Consider the following 26,540-nt stretch of genomic DNA (forward strand, 5'->3'; position numbering starts at 1 on the left):
GGAAGAGCTAAAAGAGCGAAATTGTGTTCGAAGATGAGCCAACATCGGACAAGGGCAAAACAAAAAAAGTGTCTGAAGAAATACCAAATAATCACAAATACCCCGTTACCGTATTTTTAAATGATTTTTTTATGAAAAACTACTGGTTAAAAAGGTGTGGTGAACCGTATCATAAGTAAATGAGTTTTTTTGTGGTACTTCTTTTTGTGAAAAGAGTAAAATTAGGATATCCTAGATAACCTATAAAAAAAGAAACTATTATTTTTTGAAATTAGGAGTAAAATAATGCAAAATAATTTACCGTTACTAACGATTGTTGTTCCTTGTTACAATGAAGAAGCTACCTTAGAGGAAACAATCAAAGAACTAACCAGAATAATGACAAATTTGGTTATAAATAAATCTATAAGTAATGAGAGTATTATTTTATTTGTCAACGATGGTAGTACCGATCATACTTGGGATATTATTGAGGAAAACATCGAAATAAACCAATATGTTCAAGGGTTAAAATTAAGTAGAAATTTTGGCCATCAAAGGGCATTAATTGCTGGTTTAGAAACCGCAAGAAATTTTTCAGATTGTGTGATTTCAGTCGACGCTGATCTTCAAGATGATGTGGAGATTATTCATCAATTTATTGAGAAGTATCAAGAAGGTTATGAAATTGTTTACGGAGTCAGAGATAAGCGTGATACTGACACTCTATTTAAAAGAAAAACTGCTTTATGGTTTTATAGCCTTATGAGGAAAATGGGTGTCGAGTTAGTACCCAATCATGCAGATTACCGTTTAATGAGTAAAAGGGCTCTAGATGAATTAGTAAAGTATCAAGAAGTAAATTTATTTCTTCGAGGGATCATTCCTCTTTTAGGTTTTAAAACAACTAAAGTTTATTATAATCGCAAGGAAAGATTCGCTGGGGAGTCAAAGTATCCATTAAAAAAAATGATTGCATTCGCCTTTGATGGGATGACGTCGTTTAGCGTTGCACCAATACGTTTTGTTTCGATGTTAGGATTTTTAATGGTACTAATCGGGATTGCGATAGCTGTTTACACCCTATTAGCAAAAATATTTTCCTATACCATTAGTGGCTGGACATCATTGATGTTATCCATTTGGATTGTTGGAGGGGCACAATTATTAGCAGTTGGAATTATTGGTGAGTACATAGGTAAAATTTTTAATGAGACAAAAGGACGGCCGAGATATACCATTGAACAAAATAGTGTACTTGAGAAACAAAAGAAAAACTTATCCTATTTAAAAAGGGATAAATAGAGGATAACAAGGAACTGTATGAAACCCTTGAGATTCATCAAAAAGGCACGGGAGACAAAAATGAACAATACATGGAAAGAGACCAGATTATTTGGGATGTTTAATGAAAAACTTACTGTTTTTTTGTTTTTTTATTCCTTTTTTATCATGTTATTTTTCACACAAACCTCACCCTTCTTTGTGATAACAGAGTGGGTGGATTCAAATGCGTTTTTTACAGTTGGTAAAGGTATGGCGAATGGTCTAATTCCGTATCGCGATCTTTTTGAACAAAAAGGTCCATTACTATATGGCATCCATGCAATAGCTTACTGGATTTCACATACGACGTTTCTAGGAGTTTATATATTTGAAAGCCTAGCAATGTTTGCTAATCTTATTTTAGCCTTCAAAATTGCCCGACTTTACTTTAATTGGATGCCCTCAGCTATTATATCTATTTTCTTCCCATTACTCATATTAAATCAACAAGCATTTCGGTTTGGGGATAGTGCAGAAGAATTTTCTATTCCATTCTTAATGACCCTATTGTATTTGATCTTGAAATATTTTAAGAAGGACTCTGTCTCTCTTTTTAAATGGCCTATTTATTTATTGAATGGGATTATGATTGGGTGCGTCTTTTGGATAAAATTCACTCTTGTAGGGGCGTGGATTGGATTTTACCTTGCCATTTTGTTCATTTGTGTAGGCGAAAAGAAGTGGAAGGAACTAATAAAGGCGATCCTTTTTACTATTGTGGGTCTAGTTTTATCAAGTTTTCCATGGTTCATTTATTTTGGAATGAATCATGCTTTGAAGGATTTTTTAGATGTGTACTTAAAATTTAACATTTTTATGTATTCATCCCAAACGAATCTAATCGAAAAACTTGTTAAATTTGCCATAACATTTGGTTCAGAATTTAATAGAAACTTTGAAAGTAAAGTATTGATTACGATTGGTTTACTTGATTTTCTATTCACATGGAAATATTTAAAAGTTAAAGGTCAAAAATGGATGTTAATAAGTACAATCATATTCTTGATAACCGGGGTATATATAGGAGGACAAGCCCACCGATACTCTTTCCTCATTATAACTCCATTGGGATTAATGGGACTTTTAGCAATTGGCCATTACTTGCAAAACGCTAAAATGCAATTGCAGATTCACATGAATAATACAAGCCGGTGGTTTGCTTTATTCTTAGTCGCATTAACAACTATTTTCATGTGCTTTGGTTATAATGTAAATATGAATTCTTCAAGATTGTATATAAAAGCCCCTCTGGCTCAACAGACATTTGCAAGAATAATGAATCAAGAGCCTCATCCAACGTTATTAAATTATGGAACTTTAGATGGCGGTTTTTATACTGTAGCTAATATTCTGCCGAATATTCGCTATTTTGAAATGCAAAACATTGACTATAGTGTATATCCTGAAAATAGGGACGAGCAGAATCGTTATATAAAAGAAAAAATGATTCAATTTGTTGTCATTAGAGGAAATCCAGCGATGAATCCTAATCAGCTCCAAATTCCTTATCTTCATGAAAATTACCATTTGGTTTCACAACAAAATCAAAATGTGGAAGGATTATCCTATAAATTTTTCCTATTTAAGTTAAACTAATAAATTTGGTCAAAAATAGACACTTGTTAAATAACTTTCTATAACTAATTCCAATCGAAGGTGTTTCATCCTAAAAATTCATTTTCTTAGGATGAAACACCTTCTTGTGTTGTCAATTTTCCAACTCTGTTTTAGTTTGAAAAGTAAAATCAGGAGCAGTACGGTCATCTTGAGTGTTATTTTTCATTATTATCTTAGGTCGGCGGTTTTTGTAATTGCCTGCCATTACTGCTTCCAGCTCTTTTTTTATCATATTAATTAGGAAGATTAAAAAAAAGTAGGCAAACAGTGGATCTAGGACAATCCATGGGACCCGATAGAATTCCCGGTAGTTTTGACCAATTAATCCCGACCATTCTTTCGTAAGTGAACTAACTTGACCTGGAACATTGTGAGCACCTATCCCCAAGCTCCCTGTCTCTGCTGTCCCGACAATTTCCTCCGGTGAGATACCACCCAAGTAAATATTGAAGGTACCAAGGAACATAATTAACACCAGGGTATTGAGTAATTGTTGAACAAATAAGAGCAAACCATAAGAGGCCATAAAAGGCTTCAGATGCCTTTTTATGATATGAAAATGACTTGCCCCCATCAAATATGAACCTTGAATAAAGGACTTTCCTTTTAGTTCTTGGATGATATCCGATGTACTAATTAGGACAGAAGGAACACCCACAATCACTAAAATAATCATCTGATAGGCAATAATGAACAATGCACCATCTTTTACATAGGTAGTTGAAGTAGCTGTAATAAGTAATAATGTAATAATAATATGCGGAATAATTCGAAATACAACAAACAAATCTTTTACAATTGGCAATAATAGCTTTAGCCAAAAGGAAAAAAGGATTCCCAGCAGACCACCAATCAAAACTCTCAGTATGGTGATGCCAATGGCAATAAGGATTGTATATTTTGCACCATAAATCATCATTAAAAGAATATCTGCTCCATTTCGATCAGAACCAAGAATGAAACGAAATGAAGGCGGGAAAGGCGGAAGACCGAGCCTATTCCCATTTTCATCGGAAAGAATTCGAATTTTGTTAAAATCCGCCGGACCATATAAAGGATAGAGAAAGCTTAGAATTAAGATAAGAAACAAAATCGAGAAGCCCAAAATGGTCTTTTTATAATTTAATATCCTCATATACTGTTACGTTCCTTTCTATTCATTCTAATGGTTACAATCCAAGAAAGTAAATTCGATAGAATAACAGGAACGGCAAAAAGCAGAAGACTTATAACATATGGGACAATCCGCTTAGCAAAGAAAGATTTTACAATTCCTATATACCCGTCAATGTTAAATAGGTATTCTACTACAATAATATTCGTAAGAATGTACCAGATAATTACTTTTAAATGAATGAGTAATAAAGGAATTATGTTACGTATGATATGTTTTAAGTAAATCGTCATGCGTGACAGGCCCTTTGCTCTTGCAAATATGACATAATCCTTTAACTCTTCATTTAAAAATTCTTTTAATAAAAACTGAATTAAGAAAAGGGCGGGGAGAAAGGACGATACGAAAGCTGGTAAAAAATAGGGTTGTGTACTCATTCCGCCATATAACTGAAACAGTTTAATATCGTAAGTTTTATATAGATAGATGACTAAATATTGTAACAAGAAGATGATTAATAGTTCGGGTGCACTCGTTGTGAAATCAATGAAACCAGTTAATCTTTTTCTTGCGGATGTGGGCAGCATCATGATGGTGGTTGAGACAACCAGCCCCACTATAATTACAAATAGGAGAGCAAGTAATAAGATGCTCATTGTATATAAGTATTTATCAATGGTTGAAGCATTTAAATATTCAAATATAAATGGAACTTCGTCTTTGATATGAAGAAACCAGCTTAGGTTACTCTTGGAGTACTCCCAATATAAGCTAATATCCAAATCTATTCTTTTTTCCTTAGCATTAAAGTGGAGAAATATAGGAATATTCATCAAAAAGACGAAACCAGCCAAAATGGCTGTTATGCGTATGGGGAGATACAACACTTTTTTAACCAAATTTTATCCATCCCTGGAAATAATATACAATAACGTGATTCTATTATAAATTATTCTGACCATGATTGTCATTTGAATGTGTACAAATAATTATCTTATCGAATAACTATGGAAGGTCCCCCAACTTTCTTGTCTAGCAAACTGAGGATAGGCAGACATAAAATTAATGATGATAGAAGCATGGTTTAGCTTAGGGTATGTGTTGAACAAAAATCTATCACCGTATCGTATAGCTGTTAATGCTAGCGGTAATTCCCGTCTAAATATTTCATTGCGTTTTGCTGACACATTTTTGGTATATTGTCCTTGATCTATTTGCAAATAAACAAAATAATATAAGGAACCTCCAATTTGTTTCCATTCACCTAATACTTCATCTCTCATCGGATTTATCTTATCCCAAGCATATTGAACTCCAATAGTTAAAAATAAATCTCCGGTTAAATCAGAGTGAGTTAATGTGTAGCATCTGGGAATAATGGGTTCAGTAGCAGTGATTTCATCTCTGTATTCTATTGATAGTTTTTCAGGATTGAAATTGCTCAAAGCAATCTACTCCAATCGTTTTTTTTAATCTTTATGCTGATTTTCGTTTTTTAATTCTCGTTAAAAGATCAAGGTACCTCTTTAAGGGCACCTTAAAAATGATGAGTTAGTAGCTAAAGTAACTGATGAAAGCGCCAATAAAATTATTCAAATATTCAAAAATCAGCTTAGTCTCTTAAAGCCATCATCAAAAAAAGCTAGATAAATAGTGTTTTCCTGAAAAATACATTTGTATTTTTCGCGTGGAGGTATTATAATCGAATAATAATTCAGAAAGATTAGTAGATAGAGAAATTAATAGGAAGAGGGGTGCCGTAGTGGAAACGAAAGAATTAAAGAGAGGCCTGAAATCACGTCATATTCAGATGATTGCGTTGGGCGGTACAATCGGTGTCGGATTATTTATGGGGTCAGCAAGTACAATTCAATGGACGGGTCCGTCTGTCCTGCTTGCCTATATCATAGCAGGGATTTTTATCTTCTTTATTATGCGGGCTATGGGAGAAATGTTATATGTGGAGCCCAGTACTGGCTCCTTCGCAACATTCGGCTATAAGTATATTCATCCGCTAGCAGGATATTTAACGGCATGGAGCAACTGGTTTCAATGGGTGATTGTTGGGATGTCCGAAATTATTGCTGTTGGGGCATACATGAAATATTGGTTCCCGCATCTTCCCGCTTGGATTCCGGGATTAGTTGCCTTTGTGATTCTTGGGGCAGCCAATTTAATTTCAGTAAAATCCTTTGGTGAATTTGAATTTTGGTTCTCGTTGATAAAAGTCGTCACTATTTTAGTCATGATCGTTGCCGGATTTGGACTCATTTTCTTTGGAATTGGCAATGGAGGAATCGCAACTGGGTTGACCAACCTTTGGGAACATGGCGGCTTCTTTACTGGCGGCTGGTCAGGCTTCTTATTTGCTTTATCACTTGTTATTGGAGCCTATCAAGGGGTCGAATTAATTGGGATAACTGCCGGAGAAGCAAAAGACCCGCAAAAAACGCTAACAAAAGCGACTCAAAGCATTATTTGGCGGATTTTAATTTTTTACATTGGGGCAATCTTTGTGATTGTGACAGTTTATCCTTGGAACCAGCTGCATTCAATTGGCAGTCCATTTGTAGCAACATTTGCAAAACTTGGAGTGACAGCGGCAGCAGGAATTATTAACTTTGTTGTCATCACTTCGGCAATGTCCGGGTGCAACAGCGGGATTTACAGTGCAGGCCGAATGCTATACACATTGGGCATTAATGGGCAAGCACCAAAAATCTTTACGAAACTATCTTCTAATGGGGTACCATTGTTAAGTACTATTGGTGTCCTGCTTGGTTTGGCAGTGGGCATTATTTTAAGTTATATAGCACCCAAAAATTTATTCGTCTATGTCTATAGTGCCAGTGTACTTCCGGGAATGATTCCGTGGTTTGTTATTTTGATCAGTCAAATAAACTTCAGAAAAGTTCAGGGTGAAAAAATGGACAAACATCCATTTAAAATGCCGTTTACTCCTGTATCAAACTACCTGACCATCGCATTTCTTGTTCTAATATTAATCGCCATGTGGTTTAATAAGGACACGCGTGTATCGCTTGTGGTTGGGATTGTTTTTCTGGCGCTTATTTCCATTAGTTATTACGCTTTTGGAATCGGCAAGCGTGCAGAGGAAGATGGCCATATCAAACGTGTTTCTTAAGACTTCTTAAAAATATGATTAGCAGGGGCAGTCACACGATGCCTCTGTTTTTATTTGGAATAAAAATGATTGGCTAGGCGAGTAGTCAGCATTATGATCTGGTTTGTGTAGAGTATAACCACATGTAAAAAAAACGCCTCCTAAAAGGTGCAGTGAACCGTACCATAAATAAGGTTATGAAATTTGTCTTTTAGATAGTCTAACTAATCACTTAGTAGACTATTTTTTATTTTCTATAATTTTTAATAGGAAATAAGTGCCTGTCACCTCCAGCTTTTTTTGCGGAGGTTATCCTAATGTTTGAGATATTTATTCTTAGAGCAGCATAAGGAAATATACACCTTAGAGGAATGCTTTTTTTATGAATCAGGAATTTCTTTACGTCATCTTCATTATTGCTTGGTTATGTTTTAAAACGTTTACGGGTCTTAAAAGAAACAGATGGAGAAGTCATCTCAAAAATCATTTTTAAAATCACCCTTCCTGCATTAGTTCTAGTTACCTTCGATTCTGTAAAAATAGAAACCTCTTTAATTTTAATACCAGTGATTGTCTTTATATTTGGAATCATGACTGCATTACTCGGTGTTCTATTTTTCAAAAATGAAAAAAGGGAACTAAAGGGTTCCTTTCTCATGCTTTCCGGATTTAATGTTGGGTTATTTGCCTTTCCTCTCGTTCATGCCATTTGGGGAGTGAAGGGATTAACCTATTTTAGTATGTTTGATGTCGGAACCTCTTTTACAGTCTTTGGGATTGCCTATATTTTAGGCAGCTATTTTTCAGAGGAAGGGCTAAGTCTAAAACCTCATGGTGGCAGTTGTTTGAATAAATTGTATTTACTATAAACGTCAACCACGGTTGACATTTGAGAAGTTTTTTTATATAGTAGGTGGCAATTAGATGATTGGAGTGAAAACACTTGAATCCGGAATTGGACTACTTGGACCTAATTGACTTACTAAGTGAGCGTCATCTTTTGCTTCGTAGAATCACAGAGAGATTGTGGAATAATAACAGTGATATTCATATTTCCAATTCTGAATGGTTTATCATGGCGAGAATTTATAAAAAGCAGCCAACGATTGCGGATATTTCAAAAAGTGTAGATATTTCGCGGCAGGCAGTCCATAAATTTATCAAAAGTCTGCAGTCAAAAGATTTAGTTGAGGTAATGAACGTAAAAAACAACAATAAAGAAAAGTGCATAAAATTAACTTTATTAGGTGAAGAATGTTATGAAAAAAACGCGGCACTAAAGGCTTCACTTGTGAAAAAGGTCGCTGAGAATATTGGAGAAAAGCAAGTAGCATTCCTGAAGGATTTATTAAAATCTGATTGGGGATTAGAGGAAGCCTATAAAGAGTAAAGAGTTGTGAGGATCATCCTATGATCTCCAACTCTTTTTTTTTGATTACTGTTTTAATAAACGATTTACCTTCTCAACTATTTTTTCAAAAGTAGTATCCAAAGACATTGCTAATTCTTTAAACAATAAATGTTGAATAGGGTCTAATATTTTGCGGTCCTGCTCATACAATTTTTTATGTTCCAAATGCAACTCCATGTCTTTCCTCATTAACGTACGGGCTATTTTAGCAATCTCCCTTCGATTCCCTGTTCTAATTATATCTTGGTATTGTCTGTACCTTTGTTTCGGATTATCAATCCAGTCTGCCTCCGGCTGTTGGAAGGAAAGTAAAATTTCCTTAGCTTCATTTGAATCCAGCAATTTTTGCATCACAACTTTATCGCTGTCAACAGGCGCACTGATGATGAGATTAGTCTGATCAAGAGGATGTAAAACATAGTATGTTTTGGTCACATTAGAAATAGTTTTTTCACAAATATCATCAATCCTGCTTACACCGTGTATAGAATAAATAACCATATCTCCGACATTAAACATTTTTATATCCCCCTATCGCATGATTGTAAACCTAGTTTACAATTTATCTTACTCCTATTTTCATATATTGTCAACCTCGTTGACAATATTGATAGACTTATGTACAGTTAGAAGGTGATTTTTTAAAAATAGGAGATGTAGAAAATGGAGATTGTGAAAGAACAACACCAGCAGCTTTCTGAAAGAGAGAAAAACGATGCGTCTCCGGCGATGCGATTTGAGATTGGGGAAAGAGTGAGGATAAAAGCGGTTGATAAAGAATCGATAAAGGGAATGGAACCTGAGGATTACTTTTATTTAAAAGGGTTTGAGAGTAAAACAGGGGTTATTAGTGAACAAAGGCAGAGTATATCTGGTGCATATTCATATAGAGTTCAATTTAACGAAAATCGTTTTGGATATTTTTATAGCAAGGATCTAATTTTTGATCCTCGAAAAAACAAATAAGAACCAAAGTTTCGGTGGTGTCAGGCACCATGTGAATTTTTCACATGGTGCCTGACACCTTTTGCTCTAATCTAATCCATAGTAGCCACAGACTACATAACCGACTGATTTTGCTGCGACTATGAGGGCGTCTTCGTCGATTTCAAATTTGGGATGGTGATTGAAATAAGGTTTTTCGACGCCTTTTGGGGTGCAGCCAATATAAAAGTAGCATCCAGGAATCTTTTCTAAGTAATAAGCAAAGTCATCTGAGGGTGACATCATTGGATATTCCACAACCTGCTCAATGTCCGGATCATTTGCCCCTTCAAGACTGGCTTTCACTCCTGCAGTAATTTCTGGATGATTATACAAAGGCGGATAATCAGATGTATAGGTTAACTCACATTGCACATCAAACTCAGCTTCAATCCCGCTTACAATGCGGCGAACTTCCTTTTCTATTAACTCTTTTGTGTCTCCTGTCATATATCGAATATCCCCTTCAATCTCCACACGGTCTTTAATTACATTAAATGTTCCTTTTCCGTCAAATGAACCAATGGTGATGACCCCCATATCAAAGGGATTTAAACGGCGGCTAATAATCGTCTGTACGGCTGTCACAAAATAAGAACCGGCAACAATTGCATCATTGGCCATATGCGGGGAAGAGCCATGTCCCCCTACCCCTTGTATTCCCAATTTAAAATAGGATCTACCTGCCATCGAATAGCCGCTGTGGTATCCTACAACACCTGCTGGATTCATTGGAAGTAAGTGAATTCCAAAAATATTATCCAAATCATCAAGTGCTCCAGAGTCAACAATGCTTTTTGCGCCGCCTGGCGGTACTTCTTCGGCATGTTGATGAATGATTTTGATAGTACCAGGTATCTCACTTTTTAATTGAATCAGACAATCAGCAAGGACCATTAAGTAAGCAGTATGTCCATCATGGGCACAAGCATGCATCACCCCTTTATTCTTCGATTTAAAGGAAAGCTCCGTTTCTTCTGTAATTGGGAGGGCATCAAAATCGGCACGAAGTCCAATCGTTTTCCCAGGCTTTCCACCTTTAATGGTCACGATAATCCCATGGCCATTCCCAACATTGGATTGAACTTCTACGTCCTTTTCCTTATAGAAATCCAAAATGTATTGTGCTGTTTTTTTCTCGTGGAAAGATAATTCAGGGTTTTCATGTAAATATCGGCGAATTTGAATCATTTCTTCTTGCCGAGCGTCTAACATGTCCATTAATTGTTTTCTCATGTTTATTAGCATCCTTTCTCAAAACTTGTTCAGAGTCGGTATTCAAGACCTCTATCTGCCCATTCCTTTCTTTCTCAACTATATAATTCCCATTTTTAAAAAAATGCGCGGTTACGTAAACCGTAGCCATGTAAGAAATATTCTAAAACCTTTTTGAACAGTCAGAACAGCATGCCCATTCGATCGCATACTACACTGTTTCCGGGTATTTAATTAGTCTGAAATCATGGAATCTTGACTACCTTATTATAGGTAAAGTACAATTAGTGGGTATATTTTCCTGAAGCTTTCTATAGGGAAATATTGAATTAATCAAATTTCTAAGCTAACCTTGAAATTGTTAACTTATCCATAGGAAGGTGTAAATATATGGCAATTGTACTTGCGTCCATTCTAGATGCAGATTGGTCAAAATTATCAGATGAAATACGTGATGTGGATCGTGCAGGAGTAGATGGTTTTAGTATTGACGTTATGGATGGAAAATTCGTTCCTAGAACAACATTTGGACCAAAAGATGTTTCTGATATTAGGGATTTAACAAATGTACCTATTGAAGTACATTTAATGGTTAGTAATCCAGAGAACCATGTTGAATCGTATTGCGATGCGGGAGCAGACCAGATTGTATTCCATATAGAGGCAGCAAATGATCCACTATCCATTATTGACTCCATCCACGCACGGGGTTTACGGGCAGGTATCGCCATTCTTAAAGAAACACCCCTCGACAAAATATCGGATGACGTACTCAAGTCGATAGATGCATTAACAATCATGGCGGTTACGGTAGGATTTGGCGGTCAAAAGCCATCTTCCGAAACAGTTCAGCGAATTATTGAAATTAGAGAACGGGCTAAAGAATTAAACCCTAATCTTTTCGTCGTAATAGATGGTGGAATGAAGCCGGATAATTGTTCGGAATTTGTTCAGGCAGGTGCTGATGCAGTTGTGATCGGGACAGGTATCTATCACGCTTCAAATTATGAGGAAGCAATTAAAATAACCCATCAAAATATTGATCCGAATGAACCAGTCACAAAGAAACGCATAGAGGACTTGCTTTCCATCCCAAGCAAAAAAGCGGTAAATGACGTGGAGAGAAGAAAACGTTTTGAAAAATAAAACAAAAAGAGCCTGTTTTTAAACATTAAACGGGCTCCTTCTTGCTTTAATGATCGAAATGGCATCATTCTTCTTTATAAAAGCGTTCTCCTGTTTCCTGATTGAAATAAACGACTAATCTTTTATTTGTTGTTGGGTCAAATGATACCTCATTTGTTCGGACGAAGCCCTTAGGTACTTGCTCTCCAGGCTTGGCTTTGAAGCGGCGGTCCCAAATGAACCAAGACCCAATGATTAAGATGATTAAAATTATGAGTTGAATTCCATAAAAGCCAACAATCCATTTCATAAGTTATACCTTTTCGGCAATAACGGCTGTTCCATAAGCAACAATTTCACTCATATTCTGGCCGATTTCTCCAGAGTCAAAGCGCATCATTATGATTGCGTTCGCACCCATGGCCGAAGCATTTTTTACCATCCGGTCAATTGCTTGTTTTCTGGCATCTTCGAGCATTTCAGTATATTGACTGATTTCCCCGCCTACAAGTCCCTTCAAAGAAGCAACGATATCTTTACCAATTCCTCTTGCTCTTACAGTTAAGCCAAATACTGGACCTATCACTTCTGTAATTTTATGATTAGCAATATTTTCAGTTGTTACGATAATCATATCGATCCGCCCCTTAACAAAATGATTACTACATCCTTTATTTTACTTTTCGCTTGATATAAATACCATTACTTTTTGTAGCAACCTCACTTTGTGTGAAGGAATGTCAGTTAAAATGGTTGTCCTTTTATTTTTTTTATGTTAGTAGGGTCTTGAAGGGGAACGTCCCACTTTATTACCAGCTTTAAATAGTTTATAATTATCAGATAATGCTAAATATATTAATCTATAAATATTAATTGTCACGTGATTATCATTGGTACTAAAACGTGTGTTCCTAGGCGGCGCCTTGCTTTTGTGACACCTATTCAGGAACGCCTGCATCTTTTTTTCAAATATAGAGATAAGGAAGCGGTTATAATGAGCAGCATACAGACAAAAACAGACGTTATTTTAATTGGTGCCGGAGTCATGAGTGCGACTTTGGGGTCATTATTGAAAGAGTTAGCACCGGAATGGGAAATTAAAGTGTTTGAGAAACTCGCAAACGCTGGAGAAGAAAGCTCAAATGAGTGGAATAATGCAGGTACCGGCCATTCAGCTCTGTGTGAGCTAAACTATACATCCGAAAAATCTGACGGATCTATTGATATTAGCAAAGCAATACAAATTAATGAACAATTTCAGCTCTCTAGACAGTTTTGGTCTTATCTTGTAAACCGTAATTTAATTCAAAATCCGCAAGACTTTATCATGCCAATTCCTCATATGAGTTTGGTACAAGGGGAAAATAACGTAACCTTTTTGAAAAAGCGATTTAAAGCGCTGTCAAGTAATCCCTTGTTCCAAGGGATGGAATTTTCCGATGATCCTGAAAAACTGAAGGAATGGATCCCGCTGATCATGGAAGGGCGCACATCCAATGAACCCATAGCTGCAACAAAAATAGACTCCGGAACGGATGTCAACTTCGGTGCTTTAACCCGCATGTTGTTTGACCACTTAAGGAGCAAAAACGTCGAGATAAACTATAGCCATGGTGTTAAAGATATTAAACGTTCAAGCGATGGCTCTTGGGAAGTAAAAGTCCATAATATCGACAATGATCAAATAGAATATCATACAGCAAAATTCGTCTTTATCGGCGGTGGTGGCGGCAGTCTGACGCTTCTGCAAAAAACTGGTATCTCTGAATCAAAACATATTGGGGGATTTCCGGTTAGTGGATTGTTTCTGGTATGTAACAAACCAGAGATTGTCGAACAGCATCATGCAAAAGTTTATGGAAAAGCTAAGGTCGGGGCTCCCCCAATGTCTGTCCCGCACCTTGATACAAGATATATTGAGCATAAAAAATCCTTACTGTTTGGGCCTTTTGCTGGCTTCTCGCCTAAGTTTTTAAAAACTGGTTCTAATATGGATTTAATAAATTCAGTAAAGCCGAATAATGTCCTGACCATGTTAGCTGCTGGGGCAAAGAATGTACCATTAACAAAATATCTAATTCAACAACTTATGTTGTCAAAAGAACAACGAATTGAAGAGTTACGAGAATTTATTCCGAATGCTAAAATTGAGGATTGGGATATCGTGACGGCCGGCCAACGAGTGCAAGTAATCAAGGATACGGAGAAAGGCGGTAAAGGGACACTTCAATTTGGAACAGAAGTAGTCAGCGCTGCTGATGGCTCAATCGCTGCATTGCTTGGGGCTTCTCCAGGTGCTTCTACTGCGGTTCACGTTATGCTGGAAGTGTTAGAGAAATGTTTCCCACAACAGATGAAAGAGTGGGAACCAAAAATAATGGAAATGATTCCTTCCTATGGCTTGTCGCTAGTGGAAAATCCAGAGTTTTTCCACGACATTCATACTGCAACAGCACAGACGCTTGGTCTAAGCGAAAAAGAATTGGTCTATAGTTAATTTCGTTAAATCCTAGTGTGATAGATTTATCATAAAAAATACGAGTAGAGAAGCGGGAATTGGATGATCCAATTCCCGTTTCAGTTTCAATTACAGCAGCTATTATCTAGATGATGTTATTTAATAATAATCCACATTTGTTTTTATCTATGCTACATTAAAGGAAAAAGTGTGACCCAAAAAGAGGTATCAAAACGTGAACTCACAACTGACAGCCTATATTACGCTGGTTTGTACATCGGGCGTACTTAATTTGTATTTATGTTTATACGCCTTTGTAAAGCGGCACCATTATACGAATATAGCTTATTATTTTATTCTTTATACTGCCTCCATCACCATTTATTGTTTTGCTTCTGCTGTTGGTTTAATGGCTACGACACTTGAAGAACTAAAGTTTTGGACAATCATTGAATATATTGGCATGCCATTTTCTCCACCCCTAGGATTATTGTTCATCATGCAGTATTTGGGAATAAAGATAACCAAAAAAAGGATTACAGCTCTTCTTACGATCCCACTCGTTAGTTTGATAATGGTTGCTACGAACGACTGGCACCATTTGCATTATCGAGTGTTTGAAATTAATCCAATCTTGGGTTCCCCTTACATTCATCAGGAGATCGGTATCTGGTATATGATTCATGGCATTTTCATATTTGCCTGCATGTTTATAGCCTTTTTACTAGTTATTTTTCATTGGAGAGAGACCGCTAAGGTTTATCGCCCACAATTAATCTCGTTATTGTTTGGTCAACTAGTTCCGATGCTTACGGCTTTTGTTTATCTAATTGGTTTTACACCTTCAGGTATTGATCCCGTACCGATGGTCTTATGGCTTTCTTCCCTCTTATATTTATGGTCTATTAACACATCACGAATGTTTACCATTATGCCAGTTGCGAAGGACGCGATATTTAATAGTATTAATGATGGAGTGATTGTGTTAGATGAGTTCAATCGATTAATAGAGTTTAACCAAGCATGTAAAAATATGTTTCCACCTTTAGATAAATCGATGTTCGGATTGGACTTTGATATGGTCTGGTCAATGTTATCAGGCAGATCGAATTCATTTAAGCCAAAAAAAGAAGCCTCCATTTGGGAAATGCAGTTAGCTGTCGGCCATTTAGAGTGTATCTATCAAGTTCGTACTTCTTCCTTACAACATGCTAATAATAATAAAGGTCTATTAATTATCTTTACTGATATTACCGAGCTAAAAAGGCTGCAGATGAAATTGGAGCATCAAGCCTATTATGATGAACTTACCCAAATTTATAATCGCCGGGCATTTTTTCAGAAGTGTGAGCAAGAATTTTCTGCAGCAAAGAAGGATTTATCACCATTTACAATTATATTGTGTGATATAGATTATTTTAAAAGAGTCAATGATACTTATGGTCATAATGTTGGCGACCAACTGCTTATGCATGTAGTTAAGGTGTGTCAAACGCAGTTGAAGGAAGGCATGTTATTTGCGCGATATGGTGGTGAGGAATTTGTTCTGGCTCTAAAGGGAAGGACAGTATTAGAGGGTGAATTGTTGGCTAATAAACTGCGAAAACATATAGCAGCACAGCCGCTGATAACTACGCAGGGAGTTATATCCGTTACCTTAAGCAGTGGAGTAGCTGAGGCAACAAAAGACACAGAAGAAACACTGCATCAGCTGTTGAATAAAGCAGATAAAGCTTTATATACCGCAAAACGAGAAGGACGCAATCAAGTACAAGTCTATAAAGAAATTTAGAAACGGAATAAGTGAATGCCACCAGAATTGGTGGCATTTTTTGAAGGATGATAGTTTATCAATATAGTTCAGCCAAATAAAGTGTAATGACAGATTTGTGACACACTTTCTATAGAATTTTGAACATTTTTTGAAAACGCTTAGAAATTTTATAAAAACGATTGAATGATGACTTTATCCGAGTTATTATAAAGACAGGAAAAATGTTCACGTTAACATTAAAGAAACAAAAAGCAAAAAACATAACCCTTCAAATGACTAGAATTTAATTTTTTTTACGTCACCATGTTAACGTTAACAAAATGTTTTACGGCCTGAAATGGCCAAAATCTAAATTATAGGAAGATGGTGAAGAATATGCAGAAATTCATGAATGATAATTTTCTATTAAAAAATGAAACAGCTGTCACTTTATATCATGATTATGCAAAGCAAATGCCAATCATAGATTACCATTGCCACTTGAGCCCTAAGGAGATTTATGAAAATAAAACCTTTAAAAATATTACCGAAATATGGCTATATGGTGATCATTATAAATGGCGTTTAATGAGAAGTAATGGAATAGAGGAAGAGTTTATCACTGGAAGTGCAAGTGACTACGAAAAATTCATGGCTTGGGCAAGAACAGTCCCAATGACAATTGGTAATCCATTGTATAACTGGACACACCTGGAATTACAAAGGTTTTTTGGGATTTATGATTTACTCAATGAAGAAAGTGCCCCGCAAATTTGGGAGAAGGTTAATGCTTTATTGAATAGTGAGGGCTTTGGAGCAAGAGATTTTATTAGCAAATCAAATGTAAAAGTCGTTTGTACAACCGATGATCCTACTGACAGTCTTGAGTATCACCTAAAATTAAAACAGGAAACTAATTTTGCTGTCAAAGTTCTGCCAAGCTTTAGACCTGACAAGGCTTTAGAAATTAATAGAGACACCTTTCAGCAATGGACTGAAATGCTTCAAACGGTATCAGGTGTTTCAATTGACTCTTATGAAAATTTCCTAGACGCACTTGAATCAAGGGTAAGATTTTTTGATTCGGTTGGCTGTAAAGTCTCTGACCATGCTATTGATCAAATGATGTATGCTGATACGACTAAAGAAGAAGCAGCTGCCATTTTTAAGCAAGCATTACAGGGGAGTAAGGTTTCCATCGAGGATGAAAAGAAATACAAAACATTCACCTATAAGTTTTTAGGCAAACTTTATAGTGAGTTAGGCTGGGCTATGCAATTCCACATTAATGCATTAAGAAACAATAATAGCAGAATGTTTGAAGCAATGGGCCCAGATACCGGGTGGGATTCCATTAACGATGAATCCATTGCGAAGCCATTATCTAAATTATTGAACTTGATTGAACAGGAAAGTGGACTTCCAAAGACCATTATCTACTCATTAAATCCTAACGACAACAATACCATTGCCTCTATGATTGGTAATTTTCAAGGCGGCGGAATCCCAGGGAAAATTCAATTCGGTACAGCCTGGTGGTTTAATGATAATAAGGATGGAATGATTGAACAAATGAAGTCACTATCCAATATGGGGCTTTTCAGCCGATTCATTGGTATGCTGACAGATTCAAGAAGTTTCCTATCTTACACAAGACATGAATATTTTAGAAGAATCGTATGTTCCCAGATTGCCGAATGGGTTGAAAACGGGGAAGTTCCGGATAACATTGAGTTTTTAGGAAGTATTGTCCAAGGTATTTGTTATCAAAATGCCAAAGAATACTTTGGCTTTGAACTATAAAAAAAATCCCACCCTGTTACTAGTATTATTGCGAGTAATACTGGTAAGGTGGAACACTAGAAAAAATTGATCACTAAAAGTATATCAAAAAAGCACTTCTTATTTCAAGGAGACACATCATTTACAACGATAAAAACAAGAGATTTTAAGACTTATAGAAACGGCTTCAATTGATTGGTTTAAATTAACAATCAGTAAGAACTGCAGGTCCTTATTATATAAAGGTGGTGTATTTATGGCAGACAATATGGCAAGAACATTAAATAAAGAAAATAGTACTTCAGATCAAGGATCGGGAAAAATTACTACAAAAGAAAAAGTAAGTTATGGTTTTGGTGACTTTGGAAACGGCTTCATGTTTGATTTAGGTCAATCTTACTTAATGCATTTCTATACGGACATTGCTGGCATTAGCGCAGCGGCGGCAGCAGGCGTTTTTTCATTAACGAAAATCTTTGATGCCTTTATGGATCCTTTGGCAGGTTCCTTTATTGACTCGAGGACACCTGGTAAGCGCGGGAAATTCCGCCCTGTTATGATGTTTGCTTCTATTTTGCTGGCAGTTATGACGGTTGTTACCTTTACAATGCCTGATCTGTCAATGGGTGGAAAAATTGCCTGGGCATATGGTACCTATATGGCATGGGGTTTAATTTATTCATTTACAAATGTTCCTTATGGTTCCTTGGCTTCCGTTATGACGAGGGATGTTGGCGAACGGTCGATAATGGCATCGACACGCCAAGCGGGATCAATCGGAGCGCAATTGATTACGGGAGTGGCCTTTGTTCCCATTTTGATGCTATTTCCAAGTCAAAAAATAGGGTATCCAGTAACAGCTGCTATAATGGCGTTAATTGGTATTGTTGGTTTCTACATTTGTTATAAAAATACAAAAGAACATATTAAAACTGAAAACTCTAAGGGTAAAGAAAAGCAGTCAGCAAAAGACTATTTCCGAGTTGTCTTCACAAACCGTCCATTATGGTGCTTAATTTTAATGACTTTGTTTACGATTTCAGCTATGAATACGAATAACGCCATGATGATTTATTTCTGCCAATATAACCTTGGTCACGTTGGTTTACAGCCAATTATTAACTTCATTCAAATGGGTAGTTCGGTTGCAGGTATTGCCTTAATTCCAATGTTAGTACGCCGCTTTGGAAAAAAGAAAACAGCAATGGCCGGATTATTAATCGGTGTCGTTGCCGATGGTTTAAACTTTATTATCCCAACAAATATTTATAGTTTTATCGTCTTAGTTTCAATTGGGTATGCCGCATTAGCGATTTCAAATGGTGTTACATGGGCATTTGTTTCCGATACAATTGATTATGGACATTGGCATACTGGTGTTCGTAAAGAAGGTGTTACTTATGCAGCATTTAACTTCTCTCGTAAGATTGCACAGTCACTTGCTGCACTAGTATCTGCCGGTGTTCTTGCGGCAACTGGCTATATTGCAAATGCTCACCAATCTGCAGGCACACTCCTAGGGATTAAAGGGACAATGACTCTTTATCCAGCGGTTGCCTTACTGCTGGCTGCGGTTATTCTTGGCTTGCTATACAATTTGTCTGATGATAAATTCAAAGGTATTGCTAATGATTTAAATAATGGCCGTTGGGAAAAAGGAAGTCTCTAAGAATGACAAATAAATAAAGGTATGGGGAGGGATCACCACTCCCCCGTCTTTTAGATCAGCAATTAAGCGGCTATAGTTATATTCAAAAATCGGTTCTACTGGTAAAATGAGAAGCGGAAGGTTAGATAAAGGGTGAACAAACATGGTTACAATTAAAGATATTGCAAAACTGGCAAATGTATCCCATACGACTGTCTCCCGTGCGTTAAATGACAGTCCGCTTATTAAGCCAGGGACCAAAAAAAAAATACAAGAAATAGCTGCGCAGCTGAATTATATTCCTAACTTTAATGCCAAAAGCCTTGTTATGCAAAAGTCTTATACGATAGGTCTTTTCTTTACAAGTATTTCAAATGGTACATCACCTAGTTTCTTTGTAGACACTGTAAAAGGTGTAAATAATGTTATTAATGAGAATTACAATTTATTTGTAAGAGGCATAGATGATTATCATGACTTTTCATCGATTCATCATAGACGATTCGATGGGATTATTTTAATGAGCCAAAGTGAAGTGGATAATGCTTTTATCTATCATGTCCTTAATCAAAAAATTCCTCTTGTTGTGATTAATAGAGAGGTAAGCGATCAGTCTATTATTAATATTTTATCGAACGATCGAGAAGGCTCTTGTCAGGCTGTTAAGTATCTAATCCAAAAGGGCCATAAGGATATCGCGATTATTGAAGGTATAAAAGGGTTTAAATCTTCCTTGGAGCGGAGAGAGGGATATTTAAAGGCACTGATAGATGAGCAAATCCCCATTCAGAGCGAATATATTGTGAACGGAAATTATGATATGGAAAGCGGCTATAGGGCTATGGAAAAATTGTTATCTTTAAAAAACCCGCCAACAGCCGTCTTTAGTTCCAATGATGATATGGCAGTAGGTGCTCTCAATGCTGTATTTGCAAAGGGATTAACTGTACCTGGGGATATTTCCGTCATAGGCTTTGATGATATTCAATCTGCACGATATACCAATCCTTCACTAACAACCGTCAAGAAACCGATTGAGAAAATAAGCAGGATCGGTGCTGAAAAGATACTGAAGGCTATCGAAAGTGAAGAGATTAAGGGTGAAAAGATTTTTGTTGAAACAGAGTTAATGATAAGAAAGTCCGTTTCAACATGGAAGTAATTATTTTCCCGTTTGTAGGTTAATGCTTATAAACGGGTTTTAAATAAAATAAAATGTTCACGTGTGCATAATAAGAGGAGGAACCATCATGCAAAAACTAAACAAAAAAACAATCGAAGATTATAAAAACTATCCTGAAAAGGTATTGCAATTTGGAGAAGGAAATTTTTTAAGGGCATTTGTAGATTGGCAAATTGATGTTTTGAACAAGACCACAGATTTTAATGGCAGTGTGGTGGTCGTCCAGCCGCTGGGAAGTGGTATGGTCGAAAAACTGAATGAACAGGATGGCTTGTATACCCTTTATTTACAAGGCATGAAAGAAGGAAAGCCTGTTAAAGAGCATTCCTTAATCAATGCAGTCAGCAGGGGATTAGATTTATATACCCAATACGATCAATTTGTTGAGCTAGCAAAAAATCCAGACCTGCGGTTTATTTTTTCTAATACAACAGAAGCTGGAATTGCTTATGATGAAACAGATAGTTTAGAAGATCAGCCGCAGAAAAGCTATCCTGGAAAACTAACAGCATTCCTTTATCGCCGCTTCCAAGCGTTCAATGGGGATAAAAGCAAGGGATTTATCATTATCCCGTGTGAGTTAATTGACCGGAATGGCGAAAAGCTGAACAAGATTGTTCTCCAATATGCAACCCAATGGAACCTTGGTAAGGAATTTATTCAGTGGCTAAACGAAGCAAATACATTCTGTTGCAGCCTTGTGGATCGAATTGTCCCCGGTTTTCCAAGAGATACAATCGGTGAAATAACGGAAGAACTTGGCTACAAGGATGATTTAGTGGTAATCGGCGAGCTATTTCATTTATGGGTTATTGAAGGTCCACAATGGATTAAGGATGAGTTTCCTGCACATTTAGCCGGTTTAAATACATTATTTGTTGATGATTTAACACCTTATCGGACCAGAAAAGTACGTATTCTAAACGGCGCTCATACAGCCATGACGCCAGTGTCATATTTATATGGCTTAGACACAGTTGCGGAAGCAGTGGATCACCCTGTAGTGGGCTCCTTCATTAAAGAGCTTATTTTTGAGGAAATTATTCCAACTTTGGATCTTCCAATTGAGGAATTAAACTATTTTGCTGATGCCGTTCTTGAACGATTTATGAATCCATTTATTAAACATTTTCTTATGAGTATTTCACTTAATTCAATGTCTAAATATAAAACGAGAGATCTGCCATCGTTATTGGAATTTATCGGCCGAAAAGAAGAATTGCCAGCAAAACTTGTCTTTTCTCTTGCAGCGCTTATTTCGTTTTATAAAGGAAAAAGAGGAACAGAAGATATTCAGTTGTCAGATGACCAGGATATTCTTGCTTTATTTAATCAGCAATGGAAAACATTTGATGGAACAATTGAAAGTTTAAGCGCCATTGTCAAAATGGTCTTAGGGTATGAGAAGAATTGGGAAATGGATTTAAATGCTATTCCAGGATTAACGGATATGGTAACAAATTATCTGTATGAAATCGAAACAAAGGGAATGAAAAATGCCATTGAAGGTGTATTAAAAGTAAAAGTCGAACAATAAGGGGAGAATGAGCATGTTAGAATTTATTCAAATCAATGAGAGTGATAATGTTGTAGTTGCCTTAATGGACCTAAAAATGGGTCAATCGATTAACGTAAACAACAGAGAAGTTGTCTTAACAGAAGATATTAAAAGAGGCCATAAGGTTGCAATAACGGATATTCTGGAAAATGAAAATGTGGTCAAATACGGTTATCCAATCGGGCACGCAAAAGGGGCTATTCATGCTGGGGAACATGTTCATACTCACAATACGAAAACCAATCTTGATGGCATTAAAGACTACCAATTCAACCAAAAGCTAACTGAAAATCCATATAATCAAGAACCGTTATACTTTAAGGGCTTCAAACGTCAAAACGGTCTTGTTGGAATCCGTAACGAACTCTGGATTGTCCCAACAGTTGGCTGTGTTAATGGCGTAGCAGAAACAATTGTTAAGCGGTTTGTAAAAGAAGTTGGCGATATCAGTCCATTTGAGGATGTTCTTGTATTAAAACATAACTACGGATGCTCCCAGCTTGGGGATGACCATACTAATACAAGAGACATATTGCGAGATGCGGTCCTTCATCCAAATGCGGGTGGTGTCCTGGTGTTAGGTCTGGGATGTGAAAATAATAATTTATATGAATTTAAAGAGAGCCTTGGCGAATTTGATGAGAATAGAGTAAAGTTTCTTGTTTCACAAGAGGTTTCAAATGAAATTGAAGCAGGCGTAAGGTTATTAAAGGAAATCTATGAAAATGCCAAATATGACCAGCGTGAAACTGTACCATTGTCTGAATTAAAAATAGGTCTAAAATGTGGCGGTTCGGATGGACTGTCTGGTATTACCGCCAATCCATTGCTTGGCAGGTTGTCCGACTTCCTTGTGGCTCAAGGTGGAACTACAGTTTTAACTGAGGTTCCTGAAATGTTTGGTGCTGAGACCATTCTCATGGAACGGGCAGCCAATGAAGAGGTATTTTCTAAAACTGTTGAATTAATCAATGATTTTAAACAATATTTTATTGCCAATAACCAGCCTGTCTATGAAAATCCATCACCAGGGAACAAGGAGGGCGGCATTACGACGCTAGAAGATAAATCGCTAGGCTGTACCCAAAAAGCAGGAACATCGATGGTTAGGGACGTACTTAAATATGGAGAAAGAATCAAGAAAAATGGTTTAAATCTATTAAGTGCTCCTGGTAATGACCTTGTTGCAGCATCTGCATTAGCATCAGCGGGCTGTCAATTAGTTCTCTTTACTACTGGCAGAGGTACACCATTTGGAACATACGTCCCAACGATGAAGGTGTCAACGAATACACCGCTTTATGAGGCAAAACCTCATTGGATTGACTATAATGCAGGGGTATTGCTTGAGCAGTCAGGAGAGGTCGTTTTACGGGATTTTATCGACTATATTATTAAAGTAGCGAGCGGTGAACTCGTAAACAATGAAAAAAATGAATTTAAAGAGATTGCTATTTTTAAAACAGGGGTTACTTTATAAGCTTTTTACTACAATGAAGCCGTAGGAACAATAAATTCTACTTTAGGGGGACAAGACATTGGCACACGATTTACTGTCATTACTTGCAAAGGAAAAAATAATCGCAATTATCCGGGGGATTCCAAAAGACAGCGGAGAGCAAACAGCCAAGGCTCTGGCTGCAGGAGGAATTTCATTTTTAGAAGTTACTTTAAATACAGATGGCGCCTTAGATATGATTGATGAAATCAAGGGGAAATTTGGAGAACAAATAAGAGTAGGCGCAGGGACCGTTTTAAATCTTAAAATGGCCAAGGAAGCGATACAAGCTGGTGCTGAATACATCATCTCACCAAACCTCGATGAGGAAGTTTTAACATATGGACTTGAGCAGGGTGTGGAGGTTTGGCCAGGAACCATGACTCCTTCCGAGATTGTCCGGGCTTATAATCTCGGGGCCAAGGCAGTAAAAGTATTTCCAATTGGTTCCCTGGGTGTGAAATATATTAAGGACCTGCGAGCGCCTCTTCACCATATTCCAATGGTTGCCACGGGTGGAGTTAACTTGGAGAATATCAAAGAAGTACTTGGTTACGGCGCAGTTGCAGTGGGCCTAGGTGGAAATCTCGTAAATAATAGCTTGATTGAAAAAGGCGATTTTGAGAAAATTACTCATATGGCAGCATCGTATACCAAACTAGCCAAAGAGGTGGAGGAGCATGCAGCAAAATCATAGAGCGGATGTTGTGACAATCGGTGAAAGTATGGTCCTATTTCAGCCAATGGGCGAAAAGGGAATTAAATATGAATCCCTGTTTACAAAGTCATTGGCTGGAGCAGAATCAAATGTTGCCATTGGGCTAACCCGTTTAGGGAAAAAGGTTCGCTGGATTAGTAAGGTAGGCAAAGATCCTTTTGGTGATTTTATCTTATCAACGCTTGCCGGCGAAGGGGTAGATGTATCCCATGCCCTCCACGATGAAGGGGCGCCTACAGCTGTTTACTTTAAGGAAACAAAAGCATTTGGAGATCCAACCGTGTACTATTACCGAAAAAACTCAGCAGCCAGCAAAATAGAACCGTCTGATGTTCGTCCAGAGTGGCTAGAAGGTGCAAAGCACTTACATGTTACAGGAATAACCCCTGCATTAAGTGAAAATGCTGCCGCGGCTATTCAAAAAACAATGGAACTTTCCAGAGAAATGGGATTAACGATTTCTTTGGACCCTAACCTAAGGAGAAAGCTTTGGAGTGAGGAGCAGGCAAGAAAGGTGCTGCTATCTCTTATCCCATTATGCGATGTGTTTCTTCCGGGTGTAGAAGAAGCAGAGTTTCTCATCGGGAAACAATCAATAGAAGATTACGGTAAGCAATTTCTTGAAATGGGACCAAAAGTAGTGGCATTAAAGCTTGGCGCAGAAGGTTCGATTGGTTTTATAGACGGGAATTCAATGAAAGTGGCTCCTTATTCGGTTCAACATGTAATTGATACAGTCGGTGCTGGAGATGCATTTGCGGCTGGCTTTGTCTCTGTCTTTTTAGATAATCAATCTTCTATGACGACATCTTCTTTGGAAAAGGCCTTAACTCGAGCTAATATTATGGGAGCGTTAGCAACCCAATTTAAAGGTGACTGGGAAGGTATACCGGCGTTGGAAGAGCTCGAGGCGATTGCTTCAGGGAAAATGGAAGTAAAAAGATAATATTCTTAACTCAATAGGCATTAAATGACAAACTCACGCAAAAGAGGCTGACATAAAAGGTGACTGATGAATAATTTTTGCACACTCTGTTGATTGGAGCGGAAGGCGCGCAGACTCCTGCGGGAGTACGGGGCAGAGGAGACCCCGCAGGAGCGAAGCGACGAGGAGGCTCCCCGTACCGCCCGCGGAAAGCGAAGCGCCTGGAGCGGAAATCAACAGACTAGTTTAATGTATAAAAATAAGAAGGTGCCCCTAAAAGTTATACTTTTGGGACACCTTCTTTTAAATTGACCAGGTCGCCTCCGCTTTTCGACTTTATCGCTTCATCTGAATCATAAATTTATACCGGTCTGCGCGATAAGAGGATCGGACGTATTCAACAGGAGTTCCATCCTTTAAAAAGGTTTGTTGTTGAATAAGCATAATCGGGGCACCTTTTTTTATTTTTAAAAATTTAGCTTCAACTTGATTCGCAATTGATGATTCAATTACTTGGGAAGCGTGGTCTATTTGAAAATTCAATTGTTCTTCAATGAAGGCATAAACAGACTTTTTCACAATCTGCTCTGTTAGGCCTTTTACAAGATTTGCTGAGATATAATTTGATTCTAATGCCATTGGAACATCATCAGCCAGCCGAATACGCTTAATCTCATACACGGGGCCATGTTCTTGAATACCGAGCTGACTGGCAATTTGGCTAGTTGCAGGAATAATTTCAAAGGAGAGTAATTGACTTCCTGGTTTTAACCCTCTAGCAACCATATCTTCCGTAAAGCTTCGTAATCGATGGAGCGGTTGTTCAATTTTTCGCTCCGACACAAAAGTCCCTTTGCCTTGGATTCGGTGCAGATAGCCCTCGTTCACAAGCTGGGTTAAAGCCTGTCTCACTGTCATCCGGCTGATTTGATATTTTTCCGCATACACTCGTTCAGGGGGAATGGAATCACCTGGTCTTAACTCACCTTTTTCAATTAAATCCTTTATAAGCTCTTGAAGTTGATAATATATCGGGATGGGGGAATCCTTTTTGATCATACTCCTCTCGTGCATCCTTTCCATTTAAACTCGGGAAACCTGTTTGCTTCTCGTTTAAAAGGA

Annotated in this window: 24 protein-coding genes; 16 read left to right on the forward strand and 8 right to left on the reverse strand. The window is 37.2% G+C overall.

What is annotated here, in order from left to right; translation table 11 throughout:
* The first annotated feature begins 285 nt into the window (after nucleotides 1-285).
* Both V7077_RS13815 and V7077_RS13820 read left to right on the forward strand, forming a co-directional pair.
* A complete protein-coding gene (locus tag V7077_RS13815) occupies nucleotides 286-1,284 on the forward strand; it encodes a glycosyltransferase family 2 protein (protein ID WP_215045338.1) in 999 nt (332 codons plus the stop codon).
* A gap of 60 nt (nucleotides 1,285-1,344) precedes the next feature.
* Nucleotides 1,345-2,901: an ArnT family glycosyltransferase gene (locus tag V7077_RS13820; protein ID WP_335502492.1), complete on the forward strand. Its 1,557-nt coding sequence runs from the start codon at nucleotides 1,345-1,347 to the stop codon at nucleotides 2,899-2,901.
* 112 nt (nucleotides 2,902-3,013) lie between these two features.
* On the opposite strand, the gene V7077_RS13825 is transcribed toward V7077_RS13820, so the two are convergent.
* From V7077_RS13825 to V7077_RS13835, 3 genes are all read right to left on the reverse strand, one after another.
* Nucleotides 3,014-4,057, reverse strand: a complete 1,044-nt coding sequence (locus tag V7077_RS13825) for a hypothetical protein (RefSeq protein WP_335502494.1) — start codon at nucleotides 4,055-4,057, stop codon at nucleotides 3,014-3,016.
* Nucleotides 4,054-4,935, reverse strand: coding sequence for an ABC transporter permease subunit (locus V7077_RS13830; RefSeq protein WP_335502497.1), 882 nt, complete (start codon nucleotides 4,933-4,935; stop codon nucleotides 4,054-4,056). The genes V7077_RS13825 and V7077_RS13830 overlap by 4 nt, the downstream gene beginning before the upstream one ends.
* 90 nt (nucleotides 4,936-5,025) lie before the next feature.
* Nucleotides 5,026-5,481: a staygreen family protein gene (locus tag V7077_RS13835; RefSeq protein WP_335502499.1), complete on the reverse strand. Its 456-nt coding sequence runs from the start codon at nucleotides 5,479-5,481 to the stop codon at nucleotides 5,026-5,028.
* 365 nt (nucleotides 5,482-5,846) lie between these two features.
* On the opposite strand from V7077_RS13835, the gene V7077_RS13840 reads away from it, so the two are divergent.
* From V7077_RS13840 to V7077_RS13850, 3 genes are all read left to right on the forward strand, one after another.
* Nucleotides 5,847-7,181 carry an amino acid permease gene (locus tag V7077_RS13840; RefSeq protein WP_420489653.1) on the forward strand — a complete coding sequence of 445 codons (1,335 nt, stop codon included), beginning with the start codon at nucleotides 5,847-5,849 and terminating at the stop codon, nucleotides 7,179-7,181.
* Between the two features lie 395 nt (nucleotides 7,182-7,576).
* Nucleotides 7,577-8,029: an AEC family transporter gene (locus V7077_RS13845; protein WP_335502504.1), complete on the forward strand. Its 453-nt coding sequence runs from the start codon at nucleotides 7,577-7,579 to the stop codon at nucleotides 8,027-8,029.
* Nucleotides 8,030-8,103: 74 nt separating this feature from the next.
* On the forward strand, nucleotides 8,104-8,550 hold the full coding sequence (locus tag V7077_RS13850; RefSeq protein WP_335502506.1) for a MarR family winged helix-turn-helix transcriptional regulator: 447 nt from the start codon (nucleotides 8,104-8,106) through the stop codon (nucleotides 8,548-8,550).
* A 45-nt stretch (nucleotides 8,551-8,595) separates the two neighbouring features.
* Here V7077_RS13850 and V7077_RS13855 read toward each other — a convergent pair whose 3' ends face one another.
* Nucleotides 8,596-9,090 (reverse strand): CarD family transcriptional regulator, encoded by a 495-nt coding sequence (locus V7077_RS13855; protein ID WP_335502509.1) that lies wholly within the window; start codon nucleotides 9,088-9,090, stop codon nucleotides 8,596-8,598.
* A gap of 144 nt (nucleotides 9,091-9,234) precedes the next feature.
* Between V7077_RS13855 and V7077_RS13860 the strand changes: the two genes are divergently transcribed.
* The gene (locus V7077_RS13860; protein WP_335502512.1) at nucleotides 9,235-9,537 is read left to right on the forward strand and encodes a hypothetical protein; all 303 of its coding nucleotides are present in this window, start codon (nucleotides 9,235-9,237) and stop codon (nucleotides 9,535-9,537) included.
* Nucleotides 9,538-9,603: 66 nt separating this feature from the next.
* On the opposite strand, the gene V7077_RS13865 is transcribed toward V7077_RS13860, so the two are convergent.
* Nucleotides 9,604-10,791, reverse strand: coding sequence for an amidohydrolase (locus V7077_RS13865; RefSeq protein WP_335502515.1), 1,188 nt, complete (start codon nucleotides 10,789-10,791; stop codon nucleotides 9,604-9,606).
* 369 nt (nucleotides 10,792-11,160) lie between these two features.
* Here V7077_RS13865 and V7077_RS13870 point away from each other — a divergent pair, with 369 nt between their 5' ends.
* On the forward strand, nucleotides 11,161-11,916 hold the full coding sequence (locus V7077_RS13870) for a ribulose-phosphate 3-epimerase (protein ID WP_335502518.1): 756 nt from the start codon (nucleotides 11,161-11,163) through the stop codon (nucleotides 11,914-11,916).
* Between the two features lie 64 nt (nucleotides 11,917-11,980).
* Here V7077_RS13870 and V7077_RS13875 read toward each other — a convergent pair whose 3' ends face one another.
* Entirely contained in the window at nucleotides 11,981-12,205 is a 225-nt protein-coding gene (locus V7077_RS13875) for a hypothetical protein (RefSeq protein ID WP_335502520.1), read from the reverse strand.
* A 3-nt stretch (nucleotides 12,206-12,208) separates the two neighbouring features.
* Nucleotides 12,209-12,529, reverse strand: coding sequence for a YbjQ family protein (locus V7077_RS13880; RefSeq protein ID WP_335502522.1), 321 nt, complete (start codon nucleotides 12,527-12,529; stop codon nucleotides 12,209-12,211).
* 360 nt (nucleotides 12,530-12,889) lie between these two features.
* On the opposite strand from V7077_RS13880, the gene V7077_RS13885 reads away from it, so the two are divergent.
* The 9 genes from V7077_RS13885 (at nucleotide 12,890) to V7077_RS13925 (ending at nucleotide 25,439) form a co-directional block, all read left to right on the forward strand.
* Nucleotides 12,890-14,392, forward strand: a complete 1,503-nt coding sequence (locus V7077_RS13885; protein ID WP_335502524.1) for a malate:quinone oxidoreductase — start codon at nucleotides 12,890-12,892, stop codon at nucleotides 14,390-14,392.
* 196 nt (nucleotides 14,393-14,588) lie between these two features.
* Nucleotides 14,589-16,145, forward strand: coding sequence for a histidine kinase N-terminal 7TM domain-containing diguanylate cyclase (locus V7077_RS13890; RefSeq protein ID WP_335502527.1), 1,557 nt, complete (start codon nucleotides 14,589-14,591; stop codon nucleotides 16,143-16,145).
* A gap of 357 nt (nucleotides 16,146-16,502) precedes the next feature.
* Nucleotides 16,503-17,909, forward strand: a complete 1,407-nt coding sequence (gene uxaC, locus V7077_RS13895; RefSeq protein ID WP_335502530.1) for a glucuronate isomerase — start codon at nucleotides 16,503-16,505, stop codon at nucleotides 17,907-17,909.
* A 247-nt stretch (nucleotides 17,910-18,156) separates the two neighbouring features.
* Nucleotides 18,157-19,557: a glycoside-pentoside-hexuronide (GPH):cation symporter gene (locus tag V7077_RS13900; protein ID WP_420489654.1), complete on the forward strand. Its 1,401-nt coding sequence runs from the start codon at nucleotides 18,157-18,159 to the stop codon at nucleotides 19,555-19,557.
* A 142-nt stretch (nucleotides 19,558-19,699) separates the two neighbouring features.
* Nucleotides 19,700-20,698, forward strand: coding sequence for a LacI family DNA-binding transcriptional regulator (locus V7077_RS13905; protein ID WP_335502536.1), 999 nt, complete (start codon nucleotides 19,700-19,702; stop codon nucleotides 20,696-20,698).
* Between the two features lie 88 nt (nucleotides 20,699-20,786).
* Complete coding sequence (locus V7077_RS13910) at nucleotides 20,787-22,256, forward strand: tagaturonate reductase (RefSeq protein ID WP_335502540.1); 1,470 nt, start codon at nucleotides 20,787-20,789, stop codon at nucleotides 22,254-22,256.
* Nucleotides 22,257-22,269: 13 nt separating this feature from the next.
* The gene (locus V7077_RS13915; RefSeq protein ID WP_335502544.1) at nucleotides 22,270-23,757 is read left to right on the forward strand and encodes a UxaA family hydrolase; all 1,488 of its coding nucleotides are present in this window, start codon (nucleotides 22,270-22,272) and stop codon (nucleotides 23,755-23,757) included.
* Between the two features lie 58 nt (nucleotides 23,758-23,815).
* A complete protein-coding gene (locus V7077_RS13920; RefSeq protein WP_335502548.1) occupies nucleotides 23,816-24,472 on the forward strand; it encodes a bifunctional 4-hydroxy-2-oxoglutarate aldolase/2-dehydro-3-deoxy-phosphogluconate aldolase in 657 nt (218 codons plus the stop codon).
* On the forward strand, nucleotides 24,456-25,439 hold the full coding sequence (locus tag V7077_RS13925) for a sugar kinase (RefSeq protein ID WP_335502550.1): 984 nt from the start codon (nucleotides 24,456-24,458) through the stop codon (nucleotides 25,437-25,439). The genes V7077_RS13920 and V7077_RS13925 overlap by 17 nt, the downstream gene beginning before the upstream one ends.
* 315 nt (nucleotides 25,440-25,754) lie before the next feature.
* Here V7077_RS13925 and V7077_RS13930 read toward each other — a convergent pair whose 3' ends face one another.
* Nucleotides 25,755-26,477 (reverse strand): GntR family transcriptional regulator, encoded by a 723-nt coding sequence (locus V7077_RS13930; RefSeq protein ID WP_335502553.1) that lies wholly within the window; start codon nucleotides 26,475-26,477, stop codon nucleotides 25,755-25,757.
* Nucleotides 26,478-26,540: the final 63 nt, after the last annotated feature.

It is taken from the genome of Neobacillus vireti (genome assembly GCF_036962465.1).
Lineage (GTDB): Bacteria > Bacillota > Bacilli > Bacillales > Cytobacillaceae > Neobacillus > Neobacillus vireti_B.